A 20,668-nucleotide genomic window follows, 5' to 3' on the forward strand; every position below is an offset into this window, starting at 1 on the left:
GGGCGCGGGTGATCCGCGTCCGATGGAACCAGGTGGAATGCGCTTCCCCGCGCAGCGAAGTGCGGATGAAACCGCAGTGGCAGATTGTCGCTCCGCAGTGCCGGGCGTAATGCCCTGGAACGGCGCATGCCCCAGAGACTCAAGCCGATGGCTGCCTGGGCAGCCATCGTTCCCATGGGGAGGGCGTGTCAGCCGGCGGCGCTCATGGGCGCGGAGGCGTTGCGCAGGTCGGGCCAGCGCCTGAGGATCGCGTCGCGGATGCCGGTGGCGTCGATGCCGGCCTCGGCCAGCAGGTCCTCGCGGCCGGCGTGGTGCTGGAAGCTGTCCGGCAGGCCCAGGTGCAGCACCGGCATGACGATGGCTTCGGCGTTGAGCAGTTCGGATACGCCCGAGCCGGCGCCGCCGGCGACCACGTTGTCCTCGACCGTGACGAAGCCGTCGTGGGTGCGCGCGAGATCGAGCAGCATGCCCCGGTCCAGCGGCTTGATAAAGCGCATGTTGACCACGCTCAGGCCGAGTTCGCGGCCGACCTGTTCGGCCGCGGTCACGGTCGCGCCGAACGCAAGGATGGCCAGGCGACGGCCCTGCGCGCGCAGTTGCGCCTTGCCGATCGGCAGGGTGGACAGATCGACGCCGGGCGCGACGCCCGGGCCGGTGCCGCGCGGGTAGCGCACCGCCGCCGGGCCCTTGTATTGCAGGCCGGTACTGAGCATCTGCCTGCATTCGGCTTCGTCGGCCGGCGCCATCACCACCATGTTCGGCACGCAGCGCAGGAAGCTCAGGTCGAGGTTGCCAGCGTGGGTGGCGCCGTCCGGGCCGACCACGCCAGCGCGGTCGATGGCGAACAGCACGTCCAGGTCCTGGACGGCGACGTCGTGCACCAGCTGGTCGTAGGCGCGCTGCAGGAAGGTGGAGTAGATCGCCACGACGGGCTTGGCGCCCTGCGTGGCCATGCCGGCGGCCAGTGTCACCGCGTGCTGCTCGGCGATGGCCACGTCGAAATAGCGTTGCGGGTATTCCCGGCTGAAACGCACCAGCCCCGAACCTTCGCGCATCGCCGGGGTGATGCCCATCAACTGCGGCTCGGCGGCGGCGGCATCGCACAGCCAGTCGCCGAACACGTCGGTGTAGGTCGGTTTCTTCGGCGCGCTCTTGGCCGGCAGGCCCTTGCTCGGGTCGAACGGGCCGACGGCGTGGTAGCCGATCTGGTCGCCCTCGGCCGGCTCGTAGCCCTTGCCCTTGGTGGTCATGATGTGCAGCAGGTGCGGTCCCTTCTTGCCCTTGAGGGTCTTGAGGGTGGACAGCAGCAGCGGCAGGTCGTGGCCGTCGATCGGGCCGGTGTAGTGGAAGCCCATCTGCTCGAACGCGGTGGACGGCACGAACATGCCCTTCCACTGCTCCTCCCAGCGCTTGACGAAGCGTGCCGGCGGGCTGCTGCGCTTGTCGCCGAGGATCTTCTTGCCACCCTCGCGCAGCGCGTTGAGGGTGCGGCTGGCGGTGGCGCGGCCGAGCATCTTGGTCAGCCCGCCCACCGCTTCGGAAATGGACATGTTGTTGTCGTTGAGGACGACAAGCACGTTCGGCTCCTCGTCCATGCCGCCGGCGTGCGCCAGCGCCTCGAACGCCATGCCGGCGGTCATCGCGCCGTCACCGATCACCGCCACCGTCCGGCGCTCGTCGCCCTGGCGCTGGCGCGCGATGGCCATGCCGAGCGCGGCTGAGATCGAGGTCGAGGAATGGCCGACGCCGAAGGTGTCGTACTCGCTTTCCTCGCGCTTGGGAAACGGCGCCACGCCGTCTTTCTGCTTGACGGTATGGATGGTGTCGCGGCGGCCGGTCAGGATCTTGTGCGGGTAGGTCTGGTGGCCCACATCCCACACCAACTGGTCGACCGGAGTGTCGTAGAGATAGTGCAGGGCGACGGTGAGTTCGATCACGCCCAGTCCGGCGGCGAAATGGCCGCCGCTCCGGCCCACGGATTCGATCAGGTAATCGCGCAGCTCGCCGGCGACCGCGGGTAGTTCGGTTTCATCGAACGTGCGCAGGTCGTGCGGGGTCTGGATGCGCGACAGGCGCGGATAGCGGACGGAGTCGATCATTTTCTTCGTATTTCAGCCGAACCGGTATTTTCGCCCCCATTCCGGGGTGGGGCAAGCAAACCGCCGGTGGCGTGAGCAGCCGATGACGGAAACGGAGGCCACGGTTCAGGGGGCGACGGTCCATGGAGCCTGTCGTAGGAGCGACTTCGGTCGCGACAGGGCCGTGCCGGGAGGTCTCCATCGCGACTGAAGTCGCTCCTGCGGAAGCGGCGGCGCCGGGGCGCTCTTGGAAGCTGCGCTTTCAGGACGGCCAATTGGTCGGTCAGGGTGAATGGAGGTGTGCTGCTCGCGGGCCGGCCATGTACGGGATCAAGCGCTGCGCCGTAACGCCTTCTTCGGCAACTGGGCTTTCAGGAAGGCCATCTGGTCGGCAAGGGCGAATGGACGCGTTTGCGGTCTGCCGGTGGCAGACCGCGCGTCCATGAACGCCCGCGCGTTGTGCGCGGGCCGGGCATCCGCCGACCGGCATTGCACGGAATCATGCGCTGCGCCGTAACGCCTTCTTCGGCAACTGGGCTTTCAGGAAGGCCATCTGGTCGGCAAGGGTGAATGGGCGCGTTTGCGGTCTGCCGGTGGCAGACCGCGCGTCCATGAACGCCCGCGCGTTGTGCGCGGGCCGGGCATCCGCCGACCGGCATTGCACGGAATCATGCGCTGCGCCGTAACGCCTTCTTTGGCAACTGGGCTTTCAGGAAGGCCATCTGGTCGGCAAGGATGTTGCGGTTGGACAGGATCAGATGCTCGATCCAGCTCGGCCGGTACGGTACTGCCAACAGCGGCATGTTGGCCTGCTGCGGGGTACGGTTGCTTTTGCGCGAATTGCACTGGAAGCAGGCGCTGACCACGTTTTCCCAGATGTCGCGGCCGCCCTTGGACAGCGGCATCACGTGGTCGCGGGTCAGGTGCGGGCGGCTGAACTGCTGGCCGCAATACAGGCACAGCTGCGCGTCGCGGGCGAACAGCGCGGTATTGGTGAGGTTGGGCGTGGGGTCGATGGCGCGCGAGCGGGCGTGGCCGCGCGAAGCGATGATCGGGTGCAGGTCCAGGCCGCTGCGCAGCCCGCTGGCGCGGTTGATGGCGCCGTGTACATGCAGGCAGGGGTCGCCCAGGGTCCAGGCCACCGCGCCACGCGCATAGAGGCAGGACGCCTCCTGCCAGTTGATCCAGTCGAGTACGCGGCCATGCGCATCCAGCGACAGCAGTCGCACGGAACCGAGGCGGTGCAGGGAAGGCGGGAGCGAAAACTCCGCGTCCGGAGCGGATGCGGCGACTCCGGTATCGATCAGACCACGCGGTGTAGTGTCTGTCTCCATCGGGAAAACAGCTTATACACGAAGCGTGACAGTTTGTGTAAACCCGGCCGCCATCGACGATGGCGGCCGGGCCGGTCTCACTCGCCGAAGCGCGCGGCGTCCAGCGCCATCAGCGGTTCGGCGCCGCTTTCCATGCTGGCGGCATGGGCCAGGGTGCGCGGCAGGATGCGCGCGTAGTAGAAGCGCGCGGTTTCCAGCTTGGCCTGCTTGAAGTCGTCGGTGTGGGACGAGGACTGCGCCGCGGCCACGGCACGCACCCACCAGTAGGCGAGGGCGACATAGCCGCTGTAGAACAGGTAGTCCCAGCTGGCCGCGCCCAGCTCTTCCGGGTTGGCGGCGGCGCGCTGCAGCACGTTCATGGTCAGCTTGCCCCATTCCCTGGCCCGCGTGCCCAGCACCGGCAGGAACTCGGCCACGGCGGGGTTGCCGGCGTTGGCGGCGATGAACGCCTCGATCTCGGCCAGGAACAGCTTCAGGCCCGCGCCCTGCGACACGGCGGTCTTGCGGCCGATCAGGTCCAGCGCCTGGATGCCGGTGGTGCCTTCGTACAGGGTGGTGATGCGCGCGTCGCGCGCCAGCTGTTCCATGCCGTGCTCGGCGATGTAGCCATGGCCGCCGAAGCACTGCTGCGCGTTGTAGGTGTTCTCGATGCTCCACTCGGTCAGGCAGGCCTTGACGATGGGCGTGAGGAAGCTGACCAGGGTCTCGGCATCGGCACGTGTCTGTGCGTCGCCGGCGCTCTGTGCGGCGTCGAGCTGGGTATAGGCGTGGGCGGCGAGCAGGCGGCCGCCTTCGGTCAGCGCCTTGATCGACAGCAGCATGCGTCGCACGTCCGGCTGGGCGATGATCGGGTCGGCCGGCTTGTCCGCCAGCTGCGCGCCCTTGGGCGCGCGCGACTGCAGGCGTTCGCGCGCATAGGCCAGCGCACCCTGCCAGGCGCGTTCGGACTGCGACAGGCCCTGCACGCCGACGCCGAGGCGGGCGGAGTTCATCATCACGAACATCGCCTGCAGGCCCTTGTGCGGCTGGCCGACGAGCCAGCCCTGGGCGCCGTCGAAGTTCATCACGCAGGTGGACGAGCCGTGGATGCCCATCTTGTGTTCCAGCGCACCGCAGCGCAGGGCGTTGCGCTCGCCCATGGCGCCGGTACGGTCGACCTTGTACTTGGGCGTGACGAACAGCGAGATGCCCTTTGGGCCGGGAGGCGCGTCGGGCAGCTTGGCCAACACCAGGTGAACGATGTTCTCGCTCAGGTCGTGCTCGCCGGCGGTGATGAAGATCTTGGTGCCGGTGATCGAATGGCTGCCGTCGGCGTTGGGCTCGGCGCGGGTCTTGATCAGGCCCAGGTCGGTGCCGGCGTGCGGTTCGGTCAGGCACATGGTGCCGGTCCAGTGGCCTGCCACCAGCGGCTTGAGGAAGGCCTCCTTCTGCCAGTCCTCGCCATAGTGCTTGAGCGCCTCGACCGCTCCGTGCGACAGCATCGGGAACAGGCTCCAGGCCAGGTTGGCCGAGGACACCATCTCGCTCAGCGCCATGCCCAGCGTTTCCGGCATGCCCTGGCCGCCGTACTCCGGCGCGGCGGTCAGGCCGGTCCAGCCGCCTTCGACGAACTGCGCATAGGCTTCCTTGAAGCCCGGCGCCGTGGTGACCTCGCCGGTGGCCTTGTCGAGCGTGCAGCCGTTCTCGTCGCCGATGGCGTTCAGCGGCGCCAGCACGCTGGCGCTGAAGCGGCCGGCTTCCTCGAGCACGGCGTCGATGACGTCGGCGCTGGCGTCCCCATGGCCCATCGCGGCGAACAGGGACTCGGCCTTGAGCACGTCGTGCAGGGCGAAGCGGAGGTCGGTAACGGGGGCCTTGTAGTTGCTCATCGGTGCGATCTCGGATGAAACGGATAGGGGAAGCGGATCAGCGCAGCACGCCGGGCAGGCCCGGTGCCTGGTTCAGGCTGTTGCGGGAGTTCACCTCGAAGCTGCGCTGTTTCTTCTCTTCGGGCGTGGCCTTGACCGTGCCTTCCAGTTCGTAGAACAGCGAGCGGCCGCCGGCCAGGGCGTCGGCCATGACGATGCGGGCCGGCGAGGTGGGCTGCAGGCGGACCTTGACCACGTCGGCAGATTCGGGGCCGATGGACAGCCCCGGAGTGGCATTCAGGGTGCCGGCGGCTTGGTCGCCCACCTTCAGCTTCAGGGACACATCGTCGAAGCGCATCGGCATCGAGCTGTAGTTGCGCAGGCGCAGCTCCACGTCCCAGCTGCCATCGTTGCCGACGGTGAGCTGCTGGATGCCGGCGGCGGGCTCGGATACCCGTTTCACCACGCCGCCGCCGCAGGAGGCGAGGGCGAGGCTGAGAACTGCGGTCAGGACGTACTGTGGGCGAAAACGCATACTGCTCGGTCCTCGGGGTCCGGAGGGATCGTCCAAAGGATACTACGCCGTATGGCGGGCGTGGCCGGGGGTGTGGCGGTGCGGCAGATGGCGGAACTTTTCCGCAGGCTCATCTAGGCATGTCAGGAGACCGACAGCGTCGCCGCATTCGCATATACCGGAGAGGGGTTCATCAATGCGTTCATTCAAGTTGTTGCCGCTGGCAAGCGCGATCCGTGGCGGGTTGGCCGCCGTGGCGCTGTGCGTGGCCATGCCGGCGCTCGCCGCACCGCCGCAGTTCGATATCGAGGGCGGCCGCATCGAAGAGGTGCTGCCTGAATTCGCCCGCCAGGCGGGCCTGCAGATCATCGCGCCGGCCGCCATGGGCGAGGAGGGAAGGATCGAGGTCGGGCAACTGAAGGGGCAGATGGACCCGCGGCAGGCGCTGAACCGCCTGCTCGACGGCACCGGGCTCACCATCGCGTCCGACGACGGCCGCACCATCACCCTGCGCGCTGCCGCGCCGATGCTGGCCTCGCTTGGCGGGCTGGGCGGCCTGGCCGTCACGCAGGCCGCCCAGTCCGAGCCGGTGGCTACGGCGCCGCAGGAGACGCCGGCCAGCGGCCCGGTGAATACGCTGGACCAGATCACCGTGGTCGGCAGCCAGATCAAGGGCAGCAAGTCGGCGGCGATCCTGCCGGTGGCGACGCTGCAGGCCGAACAGATCGAAGCCACCGGTGCGGTTTCCGGCGATGACCTGTACCGCTCCATCCCGCAGATGGGCAACGTCTCCTTCAGTGGCACCAACGGCGGCAACAGCTCCAACTACGCGCGCGGCGACATCGCCTCGGTCAACCTGCGCGGCCTCGGCGTGGGCAACACCCTGCTGCTGATCAACGGCCGCCGCACCGTGGTGCACCCGACCAGCCAGGCCGATGGCAACCTGGTGCCGGTGCTGACCTACAACGCCAATACCGTGCCGGTGGCGAACCTGCGCCGGGTCGAAGTGCTGCTCGACGGCGCCGCCGCGATCTACGGCACCGACGCGGTGGCCGGCGTGGTCAACAACGTGCTGCGCGACGACATGGACGGCGGCACCCTCAGCGTGCAGAAGGGCGTGGGCGAGGGCACCAATCTGAGCGACGTGTCGGTCAACGGCATGTGGGGCAGGAACTCCGAAGACCTGCGCTCCAACGTCACCATCGCCTTCAACTACTACAACACGACCGGCCTGAACTCGCTGGACCAGGACTGGACCCGCAGCGGCAACCGCATCGACGACTTCGCCGGCACGCCGTATGAAGGCCTTGCCGGCGTGGACAACCGCAACACCAACAGCCCGTGGGGCAACTTCACCGTCAACGGCCCGCGCGTGTCGCAGGGCGGCAAGTGGCTGACCACCGCCGCCGGTGCGTTCCACGTCAAGCCGACCAGCAACGGCAACTGCGGCGCGACGATCGGCGACGACTTGTGCGTGCAGTCCGGCAGCAAGGCGACCTCCGGCGCCGACGCCAACCTGCGCGACAACCACCAGTCGATGTATCCGGTGTCGATCACCCCGGATGTGCGCCGCATCAACCTGTTCGCCACCGGCAAGCACGATTTCGAGAACGGCCTGTCGCTGTTCAGCGAAGCCGGCCTGTACGACTCGCGCGCCTACAGCCTGCAGAACGGCGTCAACACCATTTCCTCGCTGCCGATGACGGTAGCCGCCAGTAACTACTGGAACCCGTTCGGCGCGATATACCTGCCCGACGGCACGCTCAACCCGAACCGCCTGCAGGGCCTGAACATCGGCCCGGATGGCCTGCCGGTGACGATCACCAGCTACCGCTTCGAGCGTCCGACCCGGATCGAGGTCAAGAACACCCAGATGCGCGCGCTGGCCGGCCTGCGCGGCTTCCATTTCGGGTTCGACTGGGAGAGCGCGGCGCTGTACTCCAGGGCCAAGGTGGTCGACACCCAGGACGCGGTGAGCATGACCCTGTTCCAGCAGGCGCTGGCCGATCCGACGTCGGCGGCCTACAACCCGTTCTGCGGCGGCTGCAACGACTGGGGCAAGCTGGACCGGTTCTTCTACAAGGCCAAGCGTCAGAGCGAGACCGAGCTGTACCTGTGGGACTTCAAGGCCTCGCGCCCGGACCTGTTCCGCACCTGGGCCGGCGATGTCGGCATGGCGGCCGGCGTGGAAGTTCGCCACGAGACCCAGAGCGATGACCGCGACGCACATGTCGACGGCTCGATGACCTTTACCGATGCGATCACCGGCATCCAGTATCCCAGCGACATGTACGGCGTCAGCCCGACCCCGGACACCTATGGTTCGCGCACCGTCGCCGGCGTGTTCGCCGAGTTCTCGGTGCCGCTGGTGTCGCCCGGCATGGAGATCCCGCTGGTCAGGTCGCTGGACCTGCAGGTGGCCGGCCGCGCCGAGCGCTACAACGACTTCGGCAGTGTCGCCAAGCCGAAGCTGGCGATGGGCTGGCAGATCATCGACGGCCTGACCGTGCGCTCGTCCTGGGCCAAGGGTTTCCGCGCGCCGAACCTGGAGCAGGTCAACGCCACCATGGTCAGCCGCTCCAACAACCGCACCGACTGGGTCCAGTGCCTGGCCGATGTGCGCAGCGGCGCGCAGGCATCGATGGCCGCCTGCAAGGGCTACACCGCCTCGACCACCGCACGCCGTTCGGGCAACCCGGACCTGAAGCCGGAAACCTCGACCAACACCAGCGCCGGCATCGTGTTCCAGCCGCAGTTCATCCCCGCGGACTTCGGCCGCTTCACCTTCGCCGTGGATTACTACAAGTACGAGCAGGAAGGCATCATCGGCCTGTTCGGCGAGGGCAACGCGCTGATCCTGGACTACGTGCTGCGCCAGCAGGGCGGCAGCAACGCCGACGTGGTGCGCGCCGACCCGACCGCCGACGACATCGCGCGCTATGCCGGTACCGGGCTGGGCGCGGCGGGCAAGGTGCTCTACGTCAAGGACCAGTACGTCAACCTGGAGCCGCAGACCGTGCGCGGCGTGGACTACACCTTCAGCTGGGCCTCGCCGGAAACCCGCGCCGGTCGCTTCGACGTGTCGGTCAACGGTACCCGCCTGATCGAGTTCTACCGCCAGCGCTCGCCGGCGCTGCAGGCGCTGGAAGACGCCAAGGCCAGCGGCCTGGTCGATCCGTCGATCCGCGTGACCGGCGGCGGCAACCTGATCGGCAACGGCGGCAACCCGCAGTGGAAGTGGTCCGGCACGCTGACCTGGCGCTACCAGCAGTTGTCGGTCGGTGCCAGCGCGCGCTACAGCAGCTCGTTCGTGGAGAACGGCCTGGTGCTGGCCGATGGCACGCCGTGGACGGTGAAGTCGCAGACGCTGGCCAATGCCTTCGTCAAGTACGACCTCAAGGGCGACGGCTGGATGGATGGCCTGTCGCTGAAGGTGGGCGCCAACAACCTGGCCAACAAGCGCCCGCCGGTTTCTAGCGACGCGTTCGGCTATTCCTCGGCGGTGTACCAGGCCTATCCGCGCTACTGGTACGTCAACGTGACCAAGGCGTTCTGATGGCCCGATGCGTTGCGCGTGAAAATGCCCGGCGCGCGCTGGGTACCGCGGCGGTGTCGCCATGACGGCGGCGCTCGCGGCGGAGCGTTCGCTCTGGCTCGCCGAGCATGTGCTGCCCTGCGAGCCGGCGCTGCGCGACTGGCTGCAGCGGCGGCTGCCGGTGCGCCAGGACGTGGATGACGTGATCCAGGAAACCTACGCCATCCTGGCGGCGATGGCGGACGTGTCCCACGTCCGCCAGCCGCGTGCCTACGTGTATTCGGTGGCGCAGTCGGTGGTGCTGCAGCAGCTGCGGCGCGCGCAGGTGGTGTCGATCGAGGCGGTGGCCGAGATCGAGCGGGTGGCCACCAGCGGCGAGGAGGCGTGCCCGGAGCGGACCGCCTCCTCGCGCCAGGAGCTGGCCCGGATCGGCGCGTTGATCGACAGCCTGCCGGACAAGTGCCGCGAGGCCTTCGTCCTGCGCCGGGTGGAGGGCTACTCGCAGCGGGAGATCGCCCAGCGCATGCAGATCAGCGAGAACACCGTGGAGAAACACATCTGCAAGGGAATCCGGGTACTGATGGATTCGATGAAGCGCGATGGAAAGGACGTGGAAGAGGGCAGGGAAAAATCCGGAGCCGGAGGAGCGAGACATGCGCGCACGCGATGAACGCGGCATCGACGATATCGCCGCGGCCTGGGTCGCGCGCGAAGACCGCGCCGCGCTGACCACGGAGGAGGCGGGTGCGCGCGACGCCTGGCTGCAGGCCGACGTGCGCCACTTCGGCGCCTATGCGCGGGCCCATGCCGTGCTGGCGCGCACCGGTCGCGCCCGCGCGCTGTCCAGCGGCGTGGCGCCTGTGGCGGCCGTCGTGCCGGCGCGGCCGCGTTTCGGGCGCTCGCGGCGCCTGCTGCGCTGGGCGGTCGGCGTGGCCGCGGTGGTCAGCCTGCTGGCGATCGGCGTGCACCGGCAGGACGACGATGCCGAGTACTACGCCACGCGCAAGGGCGAGATCCTGCGCGTGCCGTTGCAGGACGGCTCGGCGATCACCCTCGATTCCGATTCGCAGGTGCGCGTGCGCTACACCGATGCGCGCCGCAACATCACCCTGCTGCAGGGCGAAGCGCTGTTCGACGTGGCCAAGAATCCCGGCCGCCCGTTCGTGGTGCGGGCGCAGGAGACCGACGTGACCGCGGTGGGCACCAGCTTCGCGGTCAGCCTAAACGAGCGCCGCAGCGGCGGCGTCGAGGTGCTGGTGCGCGAGGGCGTGGTGGACGTGGCCGACACCCAGGGCGCGGTCGCGCCGGCGCGGCTGCTGGCCAACTACCGCGCACTGGCCAACCGCAGCCATGGCATCCGCATCGAGGCCGTTCCCAACGAAGACCTCGAGCAGCAGCTGGCCTGGCGCGAGGGCATGCTGTCCTTCAACGGCGACACGCTCTCGGTGGCGGCCGCGCAGTTCCTGCGCTACAGCGACACCCGCATCGTCATCGACGACCCGGTGGTCGGCAGCCGCCGCATCGTCGGCCTGTACTCGGCCAGCGACCCGCTCGGCTTCGCCCGCAGCGTCGCCCTGAGCCTGGGGCTGGTGGTGGAGCAGCAGGGCAAGGTGGTGCGCCTGCGCACGCCGGAGAGCGCGCCGCACGCGGCGCATTCCATGCAATGACTCTGGATTGAACACATGAACAGGAACCCCCGGCGCGTCCGCGCGCTCGCGTTGCTCACCGCGCTGCTGCTGTCCACCGGACAGGCCTGCGTGGCCGCCACTTCCACCGACAAGGCGCTGTTGATCCGCGGCGCGATGGTGTTCGATGGCACCGGCCGTCCGGCCTATCCGGCCAGCGTGCTGGTGGAGGACGGCAGGATCGCCGCGATCGCCGGTGCCGGCGAACCACTCGCCGCGCCCAAGGGGGCGCGCGTGGTGGATGCGCGCGGACAGGCGCTGCTGCCAGGCCTGTTCGACCTGCACACGCACTGGACGCCGAACGCGCGCCCGGCCGAACTGCCGCAGATCGCCAACCTGTACATGGCAGCCGGCGTCACCACGGTCAGCGATTTCCACGAGCCGCCGGAAGCCTACGCGCCGCGTCGCGCCTGGCTGGCCGGTATCGCCGCGCCGGACGTGAAATTCGCCGCGCGCATGAGCACGCCGCTCGGCCATGGGGCCGACTGGGCCGACGAGAACACCACGCGCTGGGTGAACTCGCCCGAGGCCGCGCGTGCCGGCGTGCGCGCCGTCGCCGCCTACAAGCCCGATTTCATCAAGGCCTTCACCGACGGCTGGCGCTATTCCAATGCCGCCGACAACAGCAGCATGGACGAGGAGACCCTGGCCGCGCTGGTGGACGAGGCGCACAGGCATGGGCTGAAGGTGTTCACGCACACGGTGATGGTCAAGCGCGGCAAGGTCGCCGCGCGTGCCGGCGTGGACGTGATCGCGCACAGCGTGCAGGACCTGCCCGTGGACGAGGAACTGGTGCGGCTGATGCGCGAGCACGGCACCGCCTATGCGCCGTCGCTGGCGGTCTACCTGCCCGAGCGCGTGGACGGCAGCGGCAAGGCCGGTGCGCGCCCGGAAGCGCTGCGGCAGCGCGAGCACAACTTCGCCAACGCCCTGCACAACGTGAAGGCGCTGCACGATGCCGGCATTCCGGTGGTGGTCGGCACCGACGCGGGCATGACCGGTACGCCGCACGGCGCATCGACCCTGCGCGAATTCGAGCTGCTGGTCGACGCCGGGTTGACGCCCTCCGAGGCGCTGGTTGCCGGCACCGCCAACAGCGCCCGCGCACTGGGCGTGGACGACCGCGGCACCATCGAGGTCGGCAAGCGCGCCGACCTGCTGCTGGTGAAGGGCCGGCCGTGGGAGCGCATCGGCGATATCCGCAACACCGAACGGGTCTACGTCGCCGGGCGCCAGGTGCATGGCAAGGGCACGCTGCTGCCGGCCGGCAACCGCGCGCTGTCGCTGCCGGCGCAACCGGTGGCGGCGCTGGTCGACGACTTCGAGCGGGGTGATGGGCGCACCGCGCTGGATACGCTGCGCATCGACGAGGCCGATGGCGGCAACGACCGCACCGTGCAGGTCAGCGAAACCGTCGCCCGCGAGACCGGCGGCAACGCGCTGTCGGTGCAGGCCCGACTGTCCACCAAGCCCAATGCCTATGCCGCGGCGATCCTGCCGCTGAGCCGCGGTTCGGTCGCCCCCGTGGATCTGCGTGCCTACCGCGGCATCCGTTTCGACGTGCGCGGCGGTACGCCGGCGCTGCGGCTGGAGGCCCGGGCACTGGGCGACCGCCGTTTCGTCGCGCCGGTGGATGCCGGTTCCGGGTGGCGCACGGTGGAGATTCCGTTCTCCGCGCTGCAGGGGCAGCCGCCCTATCGCGCCAAGGGGCCGGTGCCCGAATGGAAGGGCGACGACGTCCAGCAACTGGTGTTCTCGGCCGGCGGCGAGGCTGGCGACAAGGTCTGGTTCGAGATCGACAACGTCGCTTTCTATTGACGGCGTTGCCGTCCCAGGCATCGCGGGAGTGCACTTGTAGGAGCGCACTTCAGTGCGCGATCGGGCTTTACCGGGAAAGCTTCTTTGCGCACTGAAGTGCGCTCCTGCGGGTTGGTGGATGGGGTTTCGGAAAGTTGGAACAGGTGAAGCGGAGACAGGCGATGAAACAGGGACTGCTTGCCGGCGTAGTGCTGCTGGCGATGCTTGCCGGCGGTGCGGGTGCCACGGCGGGCGAGGGCGACGTGCTTGCTGACCTCGATGCCTATGCCGCGCGCCAGGCCGAAGTCGGCCGGCTGCTGTGGCGGCAACCGGAACTGGGCTATCTGGAAGTACAGTCCTCGCGCCTGCTGCAGCAGGAGCTGCGCCAGGCCGGCTTCCGCATCGAGGCCGGCGTGGCCGGCATGCCGACCGCGTTCGTCGCCTCCTACGGCACGCGCGGCAGCGGCCCGGTGATCGCGCTGCTGGCCGAGATGGACGCGCTGCCCGGCATGGCGCAGGCGGCCGAGCCGGTGCACACGCCGATCGACGGACAGGACGCGGGACAGGCCTGTGGCCACAACCTGTTCGGCGCGGCATCTGTCGGCGCCGCGCGCGCCATTGCGCAATGGCTCAAGGCCAGTGGTGCGCCGGGCGAAGTACGCCTGTACGGCACGCCGGCCGAGGAAGGCGGCTCGGGCAAGGTCTACCTGACCAGGGCCGGGTTGTTCGACGACGTGGACGTGGTGCTGCACTGGCATCCGGCGTCGGAGAACTCGGCCGCGCAGGGCACCAGCCTGGCCAACATCAGCGGCAAGTTCCGTTTCCACGGCATCGCCGCGCATGCGGCCATCGCACCGGACCGCGGCCGTTCCGCGCTGGATGCGGTGGAGGCGTTCAACCACATGGCCAACCTGATGCGCGAGCATGTGCCCGATGGCACGCGCATCCACTATGTGATCAGCAACGGCGGCAGCGCACCCAACGTGGTGCCGGACTTCGCCGAGGCCTACTACTACGTGCGCCACGTCGATCCGACAGTGGTGCGCGACGTGTTCGAGCGCCTGCGCAAGGCCGCCGACGGCGCGGCGATGGGCACCGGCACCACGGTCGAGTTCGAACAGACCGGCGGCGTGTTCTCGCTGCTGCCCAACGACACGCTGGGGCAGGTGATGCAGGCAGCGCTGCAGCAGGTGGGCGGCGTGCGCTACGACGCGACGGAGCAGGCCTTCGCCACGAAAATGCAGCAGAGCCTCGCGCAGCGGCCGCCGCTGGACGTGGCGATGCAGTTGCAGCCGTACCGCGCCGACATGGCCGGCAGCGCATCGACCGACGTCGGCGATGTCAGCTGGAACGTACCGACCGTCGGCCTGGGCACCGCCACCTGGGTACCGGGCACGCCGGCGCACAGCTGGCAGGCGGTGGCGGCCTCGGGCGCAAGCATCGGCGCCAAGGGCGCATTGAACGCCTCCAGGGCGATGGCGCTGGCCGCGGTGCGGTTGTTCCAGTCGCCGGACAGCATGCGCGCCGCGAAAGACGAGTTCGAGCGCCGGCGCGGCGCGGAATTCCGCTACGTCCCGCTGCTGCAGCGCGAAGCGCCGCCGCTGGACTACCGGCGCAGGTAGACACGCCATCGCTTCGCGCTGCCGCCCCACGGTCTGCGTTGCAAACTGTGGGCCCCGTCTTTCGCCTGCCACACCCCGCACCTTGACTCGCCGCAAGCGGCTCGCCTTTCGGGCCGACTTCGCCGTTCGCGCTTCGCGCAGTGGCGCGCCCCCTGACTCAGGGGGGACGTGCCATCGCTTCGCGCTGTCGCCCCACGGTTTGCGTTGCAAACTGTGGGCCCCGTCTTTCGCCTGCCACACCCCGCGCCTTCGGCGCGCCCCCTGACTCAGGGGGCTTTCCTCTCCATACATCCCGGTAGTGCCGGCCATTGGCCGGCATCACTGTATTGGTGCCGTGACTCGCAGCGGCGCCAGGTCGTAGCCCATGTCGGTGGCCTGGCGCTTGAGGCGTTCGAGCAGGGCGCCGTCCATCGACGGCGTGCGCGACAGGATCCACAGGTACTTGCGCTCCGGCTCGCCGATCATCGCCCACTGGTAATCCGGATCCAGCGCGATCACCCAGTAGTCGGCCCACGCCCACGGCAGCCACGACAGCCAGTCCGGCGCGAAACGGACCTGCAGGCGTCCGGCGTGCCCGGCGACCGGGCGCGCCACGCCTTCGGCCTCGATCGTGCCGCCGTCGGCGGTGCGGCAACGATTGAGTACGCTGATGCGGCCATCGGCGCGCAGCCGGTAACTGGCGGTGATGTCCGCCACGCAGTTCTTCTGGAACGACACCGGCAGGTGCGCGATCTCGTGCCACTGGCCTGCATAACGGTCCAGGTCGAAGCGTTCGACAGATTCGACCGGCGCCGCCGCCAGCGCGGTGGTGACGGGCAACAGCGACAGGAACAACGACAGGAGCAGGCGATGGTGCATGGTCTGGCCTCCGTGGGTCGGACGCAGGCTATGCAAAGCCGGACACGGTGAAGTAAAGGTTTTGTTGCCGCCATCCCTGGCGGCAACCCTTCGGGCCATCGACGGGCGATGTCAGGAACCGCTCCGGGCGGTTCCTTTGTTGCCGCCATCCGCGATGACCATCCTCCGGGCCATCGACAGATGACGCTCCTGCGGCTGCCATCCGCCCATGGGAAGCGGCCGTTGGCGGGCATCGCGAAAAAACTTCCGGATGGCGCTTGCCGAAACCGGAATACATCCGTATCATGCGCGTCCTCGCCGGCGGGAACGTCGCGAAAACAAAGTGGCCGGGTAGCTCAGTTGGTAGAGCAGGGGATTGAAAATCCCCGTGTCGGGGGTTCGATTCCCTCCCCGGCCACCACGAATCCAGAGGGCCTGCAGAAATGCAGGTCCTTTTTTTTGCGCGTGCGGCCGCCGGTTGTGCGATGGTGCCATCCACGGCGACGAACCATCGCCATGGAGGCCATGGTTCCGGTCCGGCATGCAACCGAATGCGGGGAGGGCGACGATGGCGATGGCGGTGGACCTGCGCAAACTGATACTGGCATTGGCCCTGCTGGGCGCTTTCCTGCCGTTCGCCAACACGCTCCATGCCAGCTACCAGGTGCAGCGGCAGCAGCTGATGGACAGCACCCTGGAAAGCAACCTGGCGTATGCGACCAAGCTGGCCAAGAGCACCGACGATTTCATCCAGTCGGCGCAGCTGCAGCTGGAGTACACCGCGCAGCTGCTGGTCGGACAGATGGACGATGCCGGGAAGCTCGGCAAGGAAGCGGCGCGGCTGCGGCTGATGAGCAAGAGCTTCAATTCCATCGTCATCTTCGACGATACCGGCAAGGTGCTGGCGACTTCGCCGGAAACGCTGCAGCTGCAGGGCAAGATCCTCGCCAGCGCCGCGGTAAAGGAATCGATCCGTTCGCGCCGGCCGCTCATCAGCAAGCCCTATCTTTCGGCGACCGGCAATTTCATCGTGCTCATGGTCAGCCCGATCCGCGACCCGCAGGGTGGTTTCCTCGGCGCGATCGGCGGCGCCATCCACCTGCAGAAGGAAAACATCCTCGACCGGCTGCTGGGCCAGCACTTCTACCACGATGGTTCCTATCTGTTCGTGGTCGATGGCGAAGGGCAGATCATCTATCACCCCGACGGCAACCGCATCGGCAAGGTGATACGCGGCAACCAGGCCGTCGACGACGTGACCCACGGCGGCAGCGGCACGGCTTCGGTCGTGAACAGCAAGGGGATCCCCATGCTGGCCGGCTATGCGCCGGTCGCCGCCACCGGCTGGGGCGTGATCGCCCAGCGCCCGCGCGACGTCACCCTGGCGCCGCTGACCTCGCTGATGCGCACGGTGTTCTTCAAGACGCTGCCGCTGGCCGTGGTCACGGTGCTGCTGCTGTGGTGGTGCGCGCGCGTCATCGCCCGCCCGCTGCACATGCTTGCCGACGGCGCGCGCACCATGGATCAGCCGGAGACCACGCAGCACCTCCGTTCTGTCCGCTCCTGGTACTTCGAATCGCGCGAACTGAAGAAGGCGATGCTGCTGGGCATCGGCCTGTTCCAGAAGAGCATCACCAAGCTGCGCGAGGACGTGAACACCGACCCGTTGACCGGGCTGGGCAACCGCCGCCACCTGCAGGCGAGGTTGCAGGAGCTGCAGGAACAGGCGACGCCGTTCGCGGTCGTCTCGCTGGACATCGACCATTTCAAGCAGGTCAACGACACCTGGGGTCACGACGTCGGCGACCTGGTCCTCAAACAGCTGGCCATGCACATGCAGGACGTCTCGCGCGTGGATGACGCGCCTTGCCGGGTCGGCGGCGAGGAATTCCTGCTGCTGCTGCCCGGCGCGTCCGTGGCCAGCGCCGCGCAGGTGGCCGAGCGGCTGCGCCAGCAGGTCGAGCGGGCCAGCATGCCGCCAGTCGGGCAGGTCACTGTCTCGCTGGGCGTAGCAGGTTGGCCTGAGAGCAGCCAGGACATCGCCGCGGTGTTCAAGAGCGCCGACGAGATGCTCTACGCGGCCAAGCGCGGCGGGCGCAACCGGGTGGAGTTCTAGGCGCCGGCGGCCTGAGCGGATCGGCGCGTGTCCGCGCCAGCGGCGGGCAAGAAAAAACCCCGGGGGATACCCGGGGTTTTCTGTTTGGTGGAGCCAGGGAGGATCGAACTCCCGACCTCGTCATTGCGAACGACGCGCTCTCCCAGCTGAGCTATGGCCCCGTACTTCAATTTTACTGTGATCGCAGTGCGCTGGATGAGGTTGGGGCCTCGCCAGCCGTGTGACTGCTTCACATGGCCCGCGAATTCTAACGCGATGCCGGCGTCGTCGCCAAGAGGGGCAGCAACAGCGCCTGCAGCTGGTCGCGACGCCAGCCGCCGAGCGCGGCCGGCCAGTCTCCGCCTTCCAGCAGCGCTTCCAGGTGCCGGCGCGAGGCGAGCAGGCCGTCGGGCAGGCCGAGCTCGGCGGTGCGGCGGGCCACCGCGTCCTGCAGGCGCTTGAGCGTGGCCTTGTTGCCATCGGTGGCCGCCAGCGCCTGCGGCGCCTGGTCTTCGTCGGGCAGTGGTGTCTGCAGGGTCTGCCACACGGCCTGCGCCAGCTTGCGGGGGGCCTTGGGGAACCGTTCGAACAGCCGCAGCAGCGCGTCGTAGTCGGCCGGTGGCGTACGCGCCAGCGCCGTGGCCAGTTCGTTGTCCAGGATCCAGCTGCGCGGCTTGTCGCTGTGCCGGGCCTGTTGGTCGCGCCAGCGCAGCAGGCGCAGCAGGCGGCGCTGCGCGTCGGGCTCCAGGAACTGCGCCGCGCGCATGGACAGGTGCGGCCAGCGCTCGCTCTCGTCGTGGTCGACGGATGCCAGCAGGCGCTGCGCATCGTCCTGCAGCCAGTCGCTGCGGCCGAGTTCGCGCAGGCGCGCGTCGATCGCATCGTGCAGCGCGAACAGGTACTCGACATCGTCGGCGGCGTATTCGAGCTGCGCGTCCGACAACGGCCGGCGCATCCAGTCCGAACGGGTCTCGCCCTTGGGCAGAGCGACGCCGGTGACCTGGGCAACGAGCTTCTGGTAGCCCATGCCGCCGCCGATGCCGGCCAGCGCAGCGCCGATCTGGGTGTCGAACAGCGGGCGCGGCAGGACGCCGCAGGCGCACTTGAAGGCGACCAGGTCCTCGCTGGCGCTGTGCATGACCTTCAGGATCGACGCATCTTCCAGCCACGGGCGCAGGGCGTCGGCCATGCCCGGCACCAGCGGGTCGATCAGCAGGATTTCATCGCCCACCGCCATCTGCACCAGCGCCAGCTGCGGCCAGTAGGTGCGTTCGCGGATGAACTCGGTGTCCAGCCCGATGCGGTCGGGGCGCTGGCGGTAGCGCTCTTCCAGTTCCGCCGGGTGTTTGATCCAGTGAGCCACATGTATTCCATCAACTGCAGGGTTTGCCCAGGCAGGCGAGAATAGCCTAACGTCGCAGCGCACCCGAGCGCTGCAGAGCCTGTATGGGAGGAAGTTTGCGTACAACCGGCCCATTGGCCTGCGTGGTCCTTTCCATCGTGCTGGCGTGCGTCGCCTGCAGGCAGGAGCCGCCTGCGGCCGTCGCGCCGCAGCCGGTCGCGGCCGAGCCGGTGGCGCCGGTCGCGGCGCAGGAGCCGCAGGCGATGGCCGTGCCGGATCCGGCGGCCGTGCCACTGCCGGCCTGGACCCCGCCCGCGGTCGAGCTGCAACCGGAGCAGGTGCGCGGTGCGCTGCAGCGGGCGGGCGCGGCGCTGGCCGAAGGGCGCCTGTACCAGGACGCGGATGCGGCCATCCCGTTGTACCTGGCGGTGCTGTCGCTGCGGCCACAGGAGCGCGAGGCCAGGCGCGGCCTGGAAAAGGCGCGCGTGCGCCTGCTGGCCTCGGTCCGCACCCTGCTGGAACAACAGGATGAACAACGCAGGGCGCTGGCCGAAGCGGCCACCCAGGTCGCGGTGCTCGTTCATCTGGCGCCCGAGGGCAAGCTGGAAGGGGATCTGCAGCAGCGCGTGCAGGTGGCACGGCGTCTGCTGGCGCTGAACCGTTCCGGCGAGGAGGCGCTGCGCAGCGGCAGCCCGGCGGTGGCGGCGGGCGCGTTCGCCCAGGTGCTGGAACTGGACGCGGGCAACAGCCGTGCCCGGCAGGGCCTGGCGGCGGTGGAAAGCGGCCTGCTCCGGCAGGCGGAGGATGCCGCGGCCCATGCCGATTTCAATGCGGCGCTGGACTGGCTGCGGCAGGCTTCGCGCATCCGCGCGGACGCGCCGACCGTGGCCGACGCGCGGGTGCGGATCGAGGCGATGCGCGCTGCGCAGCTCGCCGCCCTGCGCGATGGCGGATTGCGCGACCTCGCCTCGCCCAAGGGGCTCAAGGACGCGCGCGAGAAACTCGAACAGGCGCTGCGCATCGCCGTGCCCGGCGACACGGCGGTGGCGGTGCTGCGGCAGCGCATCGACCTGGTCGCGCATTACGGCAGCTTCCGTCCCGGGCAGGTATTCAGCGATTCATTGCAGGACGGCGGACGCGGCCCGCAGATGATCGTCGTGCCGCATGGCGGCTTCCAGATGGGCGCCGGCTACGGCGAGCCGGGTGCCAGCGATGCCGAGCGTCCGCAGCACTACGTGCGCTTCGACCGCGGCTTCGCCATGTCCATCACCGAAGTCACGGTGGCCGACTTCGGCCGCTTCGTGGCGGCGACCAAGGCGCGGCCGCGTGCGACACGACGCGGTCATTCGATCGTCTACGACGAGCGCAGCGGCAACTTCGTGCGCCGCAACGGTGCCGACTGGCAGGCCGATTACAACGGCGCCAGGGCGCCGCCGGACAACCCGGTCATGCACGTCAGCGTGCGCGATGCCGAAGCGTACGCGGCCTGGCTGTCCGCGCAGACCGGCCGCTACTACCGGTTGCCGAGCGAGGCCGAGTTCGAGTACGCGCTGCGCGCGGGCACCACCGGCCGCTATCCGTGGGGCGATGCCGGCGTGCCATCGGAGGGCAGCGGCAATTTCACCGGCAGCGAGGATGTCTCGCCCAGCGGCCGCCATTGGAAGAACGCCTTCATCGGCTACGGCGACGGCTACTGGGGCGCGGCGCCGACGGCCAGCTTCCGTCCCAACGGCTGGGGCCTGCACGACATGGCCGGCAACCTCAGCGAGTGGGTGGCCGACTGCTGGCACGCCAGCTACCGGCGCGCGCCGCCCGATGGCGCGGCCTGGTACAACCCGGGCTGCCGGCAGCGCGTGGTCCGCGGCGGCAACTGGGCCAATGCGCCGGAGCAGACCCGCGCCGCCTGGCGGCTGTCGCAGGACTCGGACGTGACCAGCGCGCGCATCGGCTTCCGGCTGGTGCGCGGCATCTGACGCGGCGCG

13 protein-coding genes and 2 tRNA genes are annotated in these 20,668 nt (G+C 69.0%); 8 read left to right on the forward strand and 7 right to left on the reverse strand.

Annotated features, from left to right (window positions below; translation table 11 throughout):
• Positions 1–188: 188 nt before the first annotated feature.
• The 4 genes from dxs to AC1DGW_RS02790 form a co-directional block, all read right to left on the reverse strand.
• Positions 189–2,099 (reverse strand): 1-deoxy-D-xylulose-5-phosphate synthase, encoded by a 1,911-nt coding sequence (gene dxs, locus AC1DGW_RS02775; RefSeq protein WP_478019131.1) that lies wholly within the window; start codon positions 2,097–2,099, stop codon positions 189–191.
• Between the two features lie 647 nt (positions 2,100–2,746).
• Positions 2,747–3,412 (reverse strand): HNH endonuclease, encoded by a 666-nt coding sequence (locus tag AC1DGW_RS02780; RefSeq protein ID WP_478019133.1) that lies wholly within the window; start codon positions 3,410–3,412, stop codon positions 2,747–2,749.
• Positions 3,413–3,489: 77 nt separating this feature from the next.
• On the reverse strand, positions 3,490–5,280 hold the full coding sequence (locus tag AC1DGW_RS02785) for an acyl-CoA dehydrogenase C-terminal domain-containing protein (RefSeq protein WP_478019135.1): 1,791 nt from the start codon (positions 5,278–5,280) through the stop codon (positions 3,490–3,492).
• A 37-nt stretch (positions 5,281–5,317) separates the two neighbouring features.
• Positions 5,318–5,794, reverse strand: coding sequence for an LEA/WHy family protein (locus AC1DGW_RS02790; RefSeq protein WP_478019138.1), 477 nt, complete (start codon positions 5,792–5,794; stop codon positions 5,318–5,320).
• Positions 5,795–5,969: 175 nt separating this feature from the next.
• Here AC1DGW_RS02790 and AC1DGW_RS02795 point away from each other — a divergent pair, with 175 nt between their 5' ends.
• The 5 genes from AC1DGW_RS02795 (at position 5,970) to AC1DGW_RS02815 (ending at position 14,412) form a co-directional block, all read left to right on the forward strand.
• Entirely contained in the window at positions 5,970–9,329 is a 3,360-nt protein-coding gene (locus AC1DGW_RS02795; RefSeq protein WP_478019140.1) for a TonB-dependent receptor, read from the forward strand.
• A gap of 61 nt (positions 9,330–9,390) precedes the next feature.
• Positions 9,391–9,978 (forward strand): RNA polymerase sigma factor, encoded by a 588-nt coding sequence (locus tag AC1DGW_RS02800; protein ID WP_478019142.1) that lies wholly within the window; start codon positions 9,391–9,393, stop codon positions 9,976–9,978.
• Complete coding sequence (locus AC1DGW_RS02805; RefSeq protein ID WP_478019146.1) at positions 9,962–10,975, forward strand: FecR family protein; 1,014 nt, start codon at positions 9,962–9,964, stop codon at positions 10,973–10,975. The genes AC1DGW_RS02800 and AC1DGW_RS02805 overlap by 17 nt, the downstream gene beginning before the upstream one ends.
• Before the next feature lie 15 nt (positions 10,976–10,990).
• On the forward strand, positions 10,991–12,811 hold the full coding sequence (locus AC1DGW_RS02810) for an amidohydrolase family protein (RefSeq protein WP_478019150.1): 1,821 nt from the start codon (positions 10,991–10,993) through the stop codon (positions 12,809–12,811).
• A 161-nt stretch (positions 12,812–12,972) separates the two neighbouring features.
• Entirely contained in the window at positions 12,973–14,412 is a 1,440-nt protein-coding gene (locus AC1DGW_RS02815; protein WP_478019152.1) for an amidohydrolase, read from the forward strand.
• Between the two features lie 318 nt (positions 14,413–14,730).
• Here the strand turns inward: AC1DGW_RS02815 and AC1DGW_RS02820 are convergent, their stop codons facing one another.
• Entirely contained in the window at positions 14,731–15,270 is a 540-nt protein-coding gene (locus AC1DGW_RS02820; RefSeq protein ID WP_478019155.1) for a lipocalin family protein, read from the reverse strand.
• Positions 15,271–15,594: 324 nt separating this feature from the next.
• On the opposite strand from AC1DGW_RS02820, the gene AC1DGW_RS02825 reads away from it, so the two are divergent.
• Both AC1DGW_RS02825 and AC1DGW_RS02830 read left to right on the forward strand, forming a co-directional pair.
• A tRNA-Phe gene (locus AC1DGW_RS02825) sits at positions 15,595–15,670 on the forward strand.
• A gap of 120 nt (positions 15,671–15,790) precedes the next feature.
• The gene (locus AC1DGW_RS02830; RefSeq protein ID WP_478019157.1) at positions 15,791–17,365 is read left to right on the forward strand and encodes a sensor domain-containing diguanylate cyclase; all 1,575 of its coding nucleotides are present in this window, start codon (positions 15,791–15,793) and stop codon (positions 17,363–17,365) included.
• Positions 17,366–17,450: 85 nt separating this feature from the next.
• On the opposite strand, the gene AC1DGW_RS02835 is transcribed toward AC1DGW_RS02830, so the two are convergent.
• Positions 17,451–17,526, reverse strand: a tRNA-Ala gene (locus AC1DGW_RS02835).
• Positions 17,527–17,612: 86 nt separating this feature from the next.
• Positions 17,613–18,707, reverse strand: a complete 1,095-nt coding sequence (gene rnd / locus AC1DGW_RS02840; RefSeq protein ID WP_478019159.1) for a ribonuclease D — start codon at positions 18,705–18,707, stop codon at positions 17,613–17,615.
• A 95-nt stretch (positions 18,708–18,802) separates the two neighbouring features.
• On the opposite strand from rnd, the gene AC1DGW_RS02845 reads away from it, so the two are divergent.
• Positions 18,803–20,659: an SUMF1/EgtB/PvdO family nonheme iron enzyme gene (locus AC1DGW_RS02845; RefSeq protein WP_478019161.1), complete on the forward strand. Its 1,857-nt coding sequence runs from the start codon at positions 18,803–18,805 to the stop codon at positions 20,657–20,659.
• Positions 20,660–20,668: the final 9 nt, after the last annotated feature.

This window comes from Stenotrophomonas sp. 05N423, assembly GCF_056397145.1.

Bases quoted from the DNA above. Each gene is read 5' to 3' on its own strand.
- AC1DGW_RS02815 (WP_478019152.1), top strand. From the start codon at position 12,973: ATGAAACAGGGACTGCTTGCCGGCGTAGTGCTGCTGGCGATGCTTGCC.
- AC1DGW_RS02810 (WP_478019150.1), top strand. From the start codon at position 10,991: ATGAACAGGAACCCCCGGCGCGTCCGCGCGCTCGCGTTGCTCACCGCG.
- AC1DGW_RS02790 (WP_478019138.1), bottom strand. From the start codon at position 5,794: ATGCGTTTTCGCCCACAGTACGTCCTGACCGCAGTTCTCAGCCTCGCC.
- AC1DGW_RS02830 (WP_478019157.1), top strand. From the start codon at position 15,791: ATGCAACCGAATGCGGGGAGGGCGACGATGGCGATGGCGGTGGACCTG.
- AC1DGW_RS02795 (WP_478019140.1), top strand. From the start codon at position 5,970: ATGCGTTCATTCAAGTTGTTGCCGCTGGCAAGCGCGATCCGTGGCGGG.
- AC1DGW_RS02820 (WP_478019155.1), bottom strand. From the start codon at position 15,270: ATGCACCATCGCCTGCTCCTGTCGTTGTTCCTGTCGCTGTTGCCCGTC.
- AC1DGW_RS02800 (WP_478019142.1), top strand. From the start codon at position 9,391: ATGACGGCGGCGCTCGCGGCGGAGCGTTCGCTCTGGCTCGCCGAGCAT.
- AC1DGW_RS02780 (WP_478019133.1), bottom strand. From the start codon at position 3,412: ATGGAGACAGACACTACACCGCGTGGTCTGATCGATACCGGAGTCGCC.
- AC1DGW_RS02805 (WP_478019146.1), top strand. From the start codon at position 9,962: ATGCGCGCACGCGATGAACGCGGCATCGACGATATCGCCGCGGCCTGG.
- AC1DGW_RS02785 (WP_478019135.1), bottom strand. From the start codon at position 5,280: ATGAGCAACTACAAGGCCCCCGTTACCGACCTCCGCTTCGCCCTGCAC.
- dxs (WP_478019131.1), bottom strand. From the start codon at position 2,099: ATGATCGACTCCGTCCGCTATCCGCGCCTGTCGCGCATCCAGACCCCG.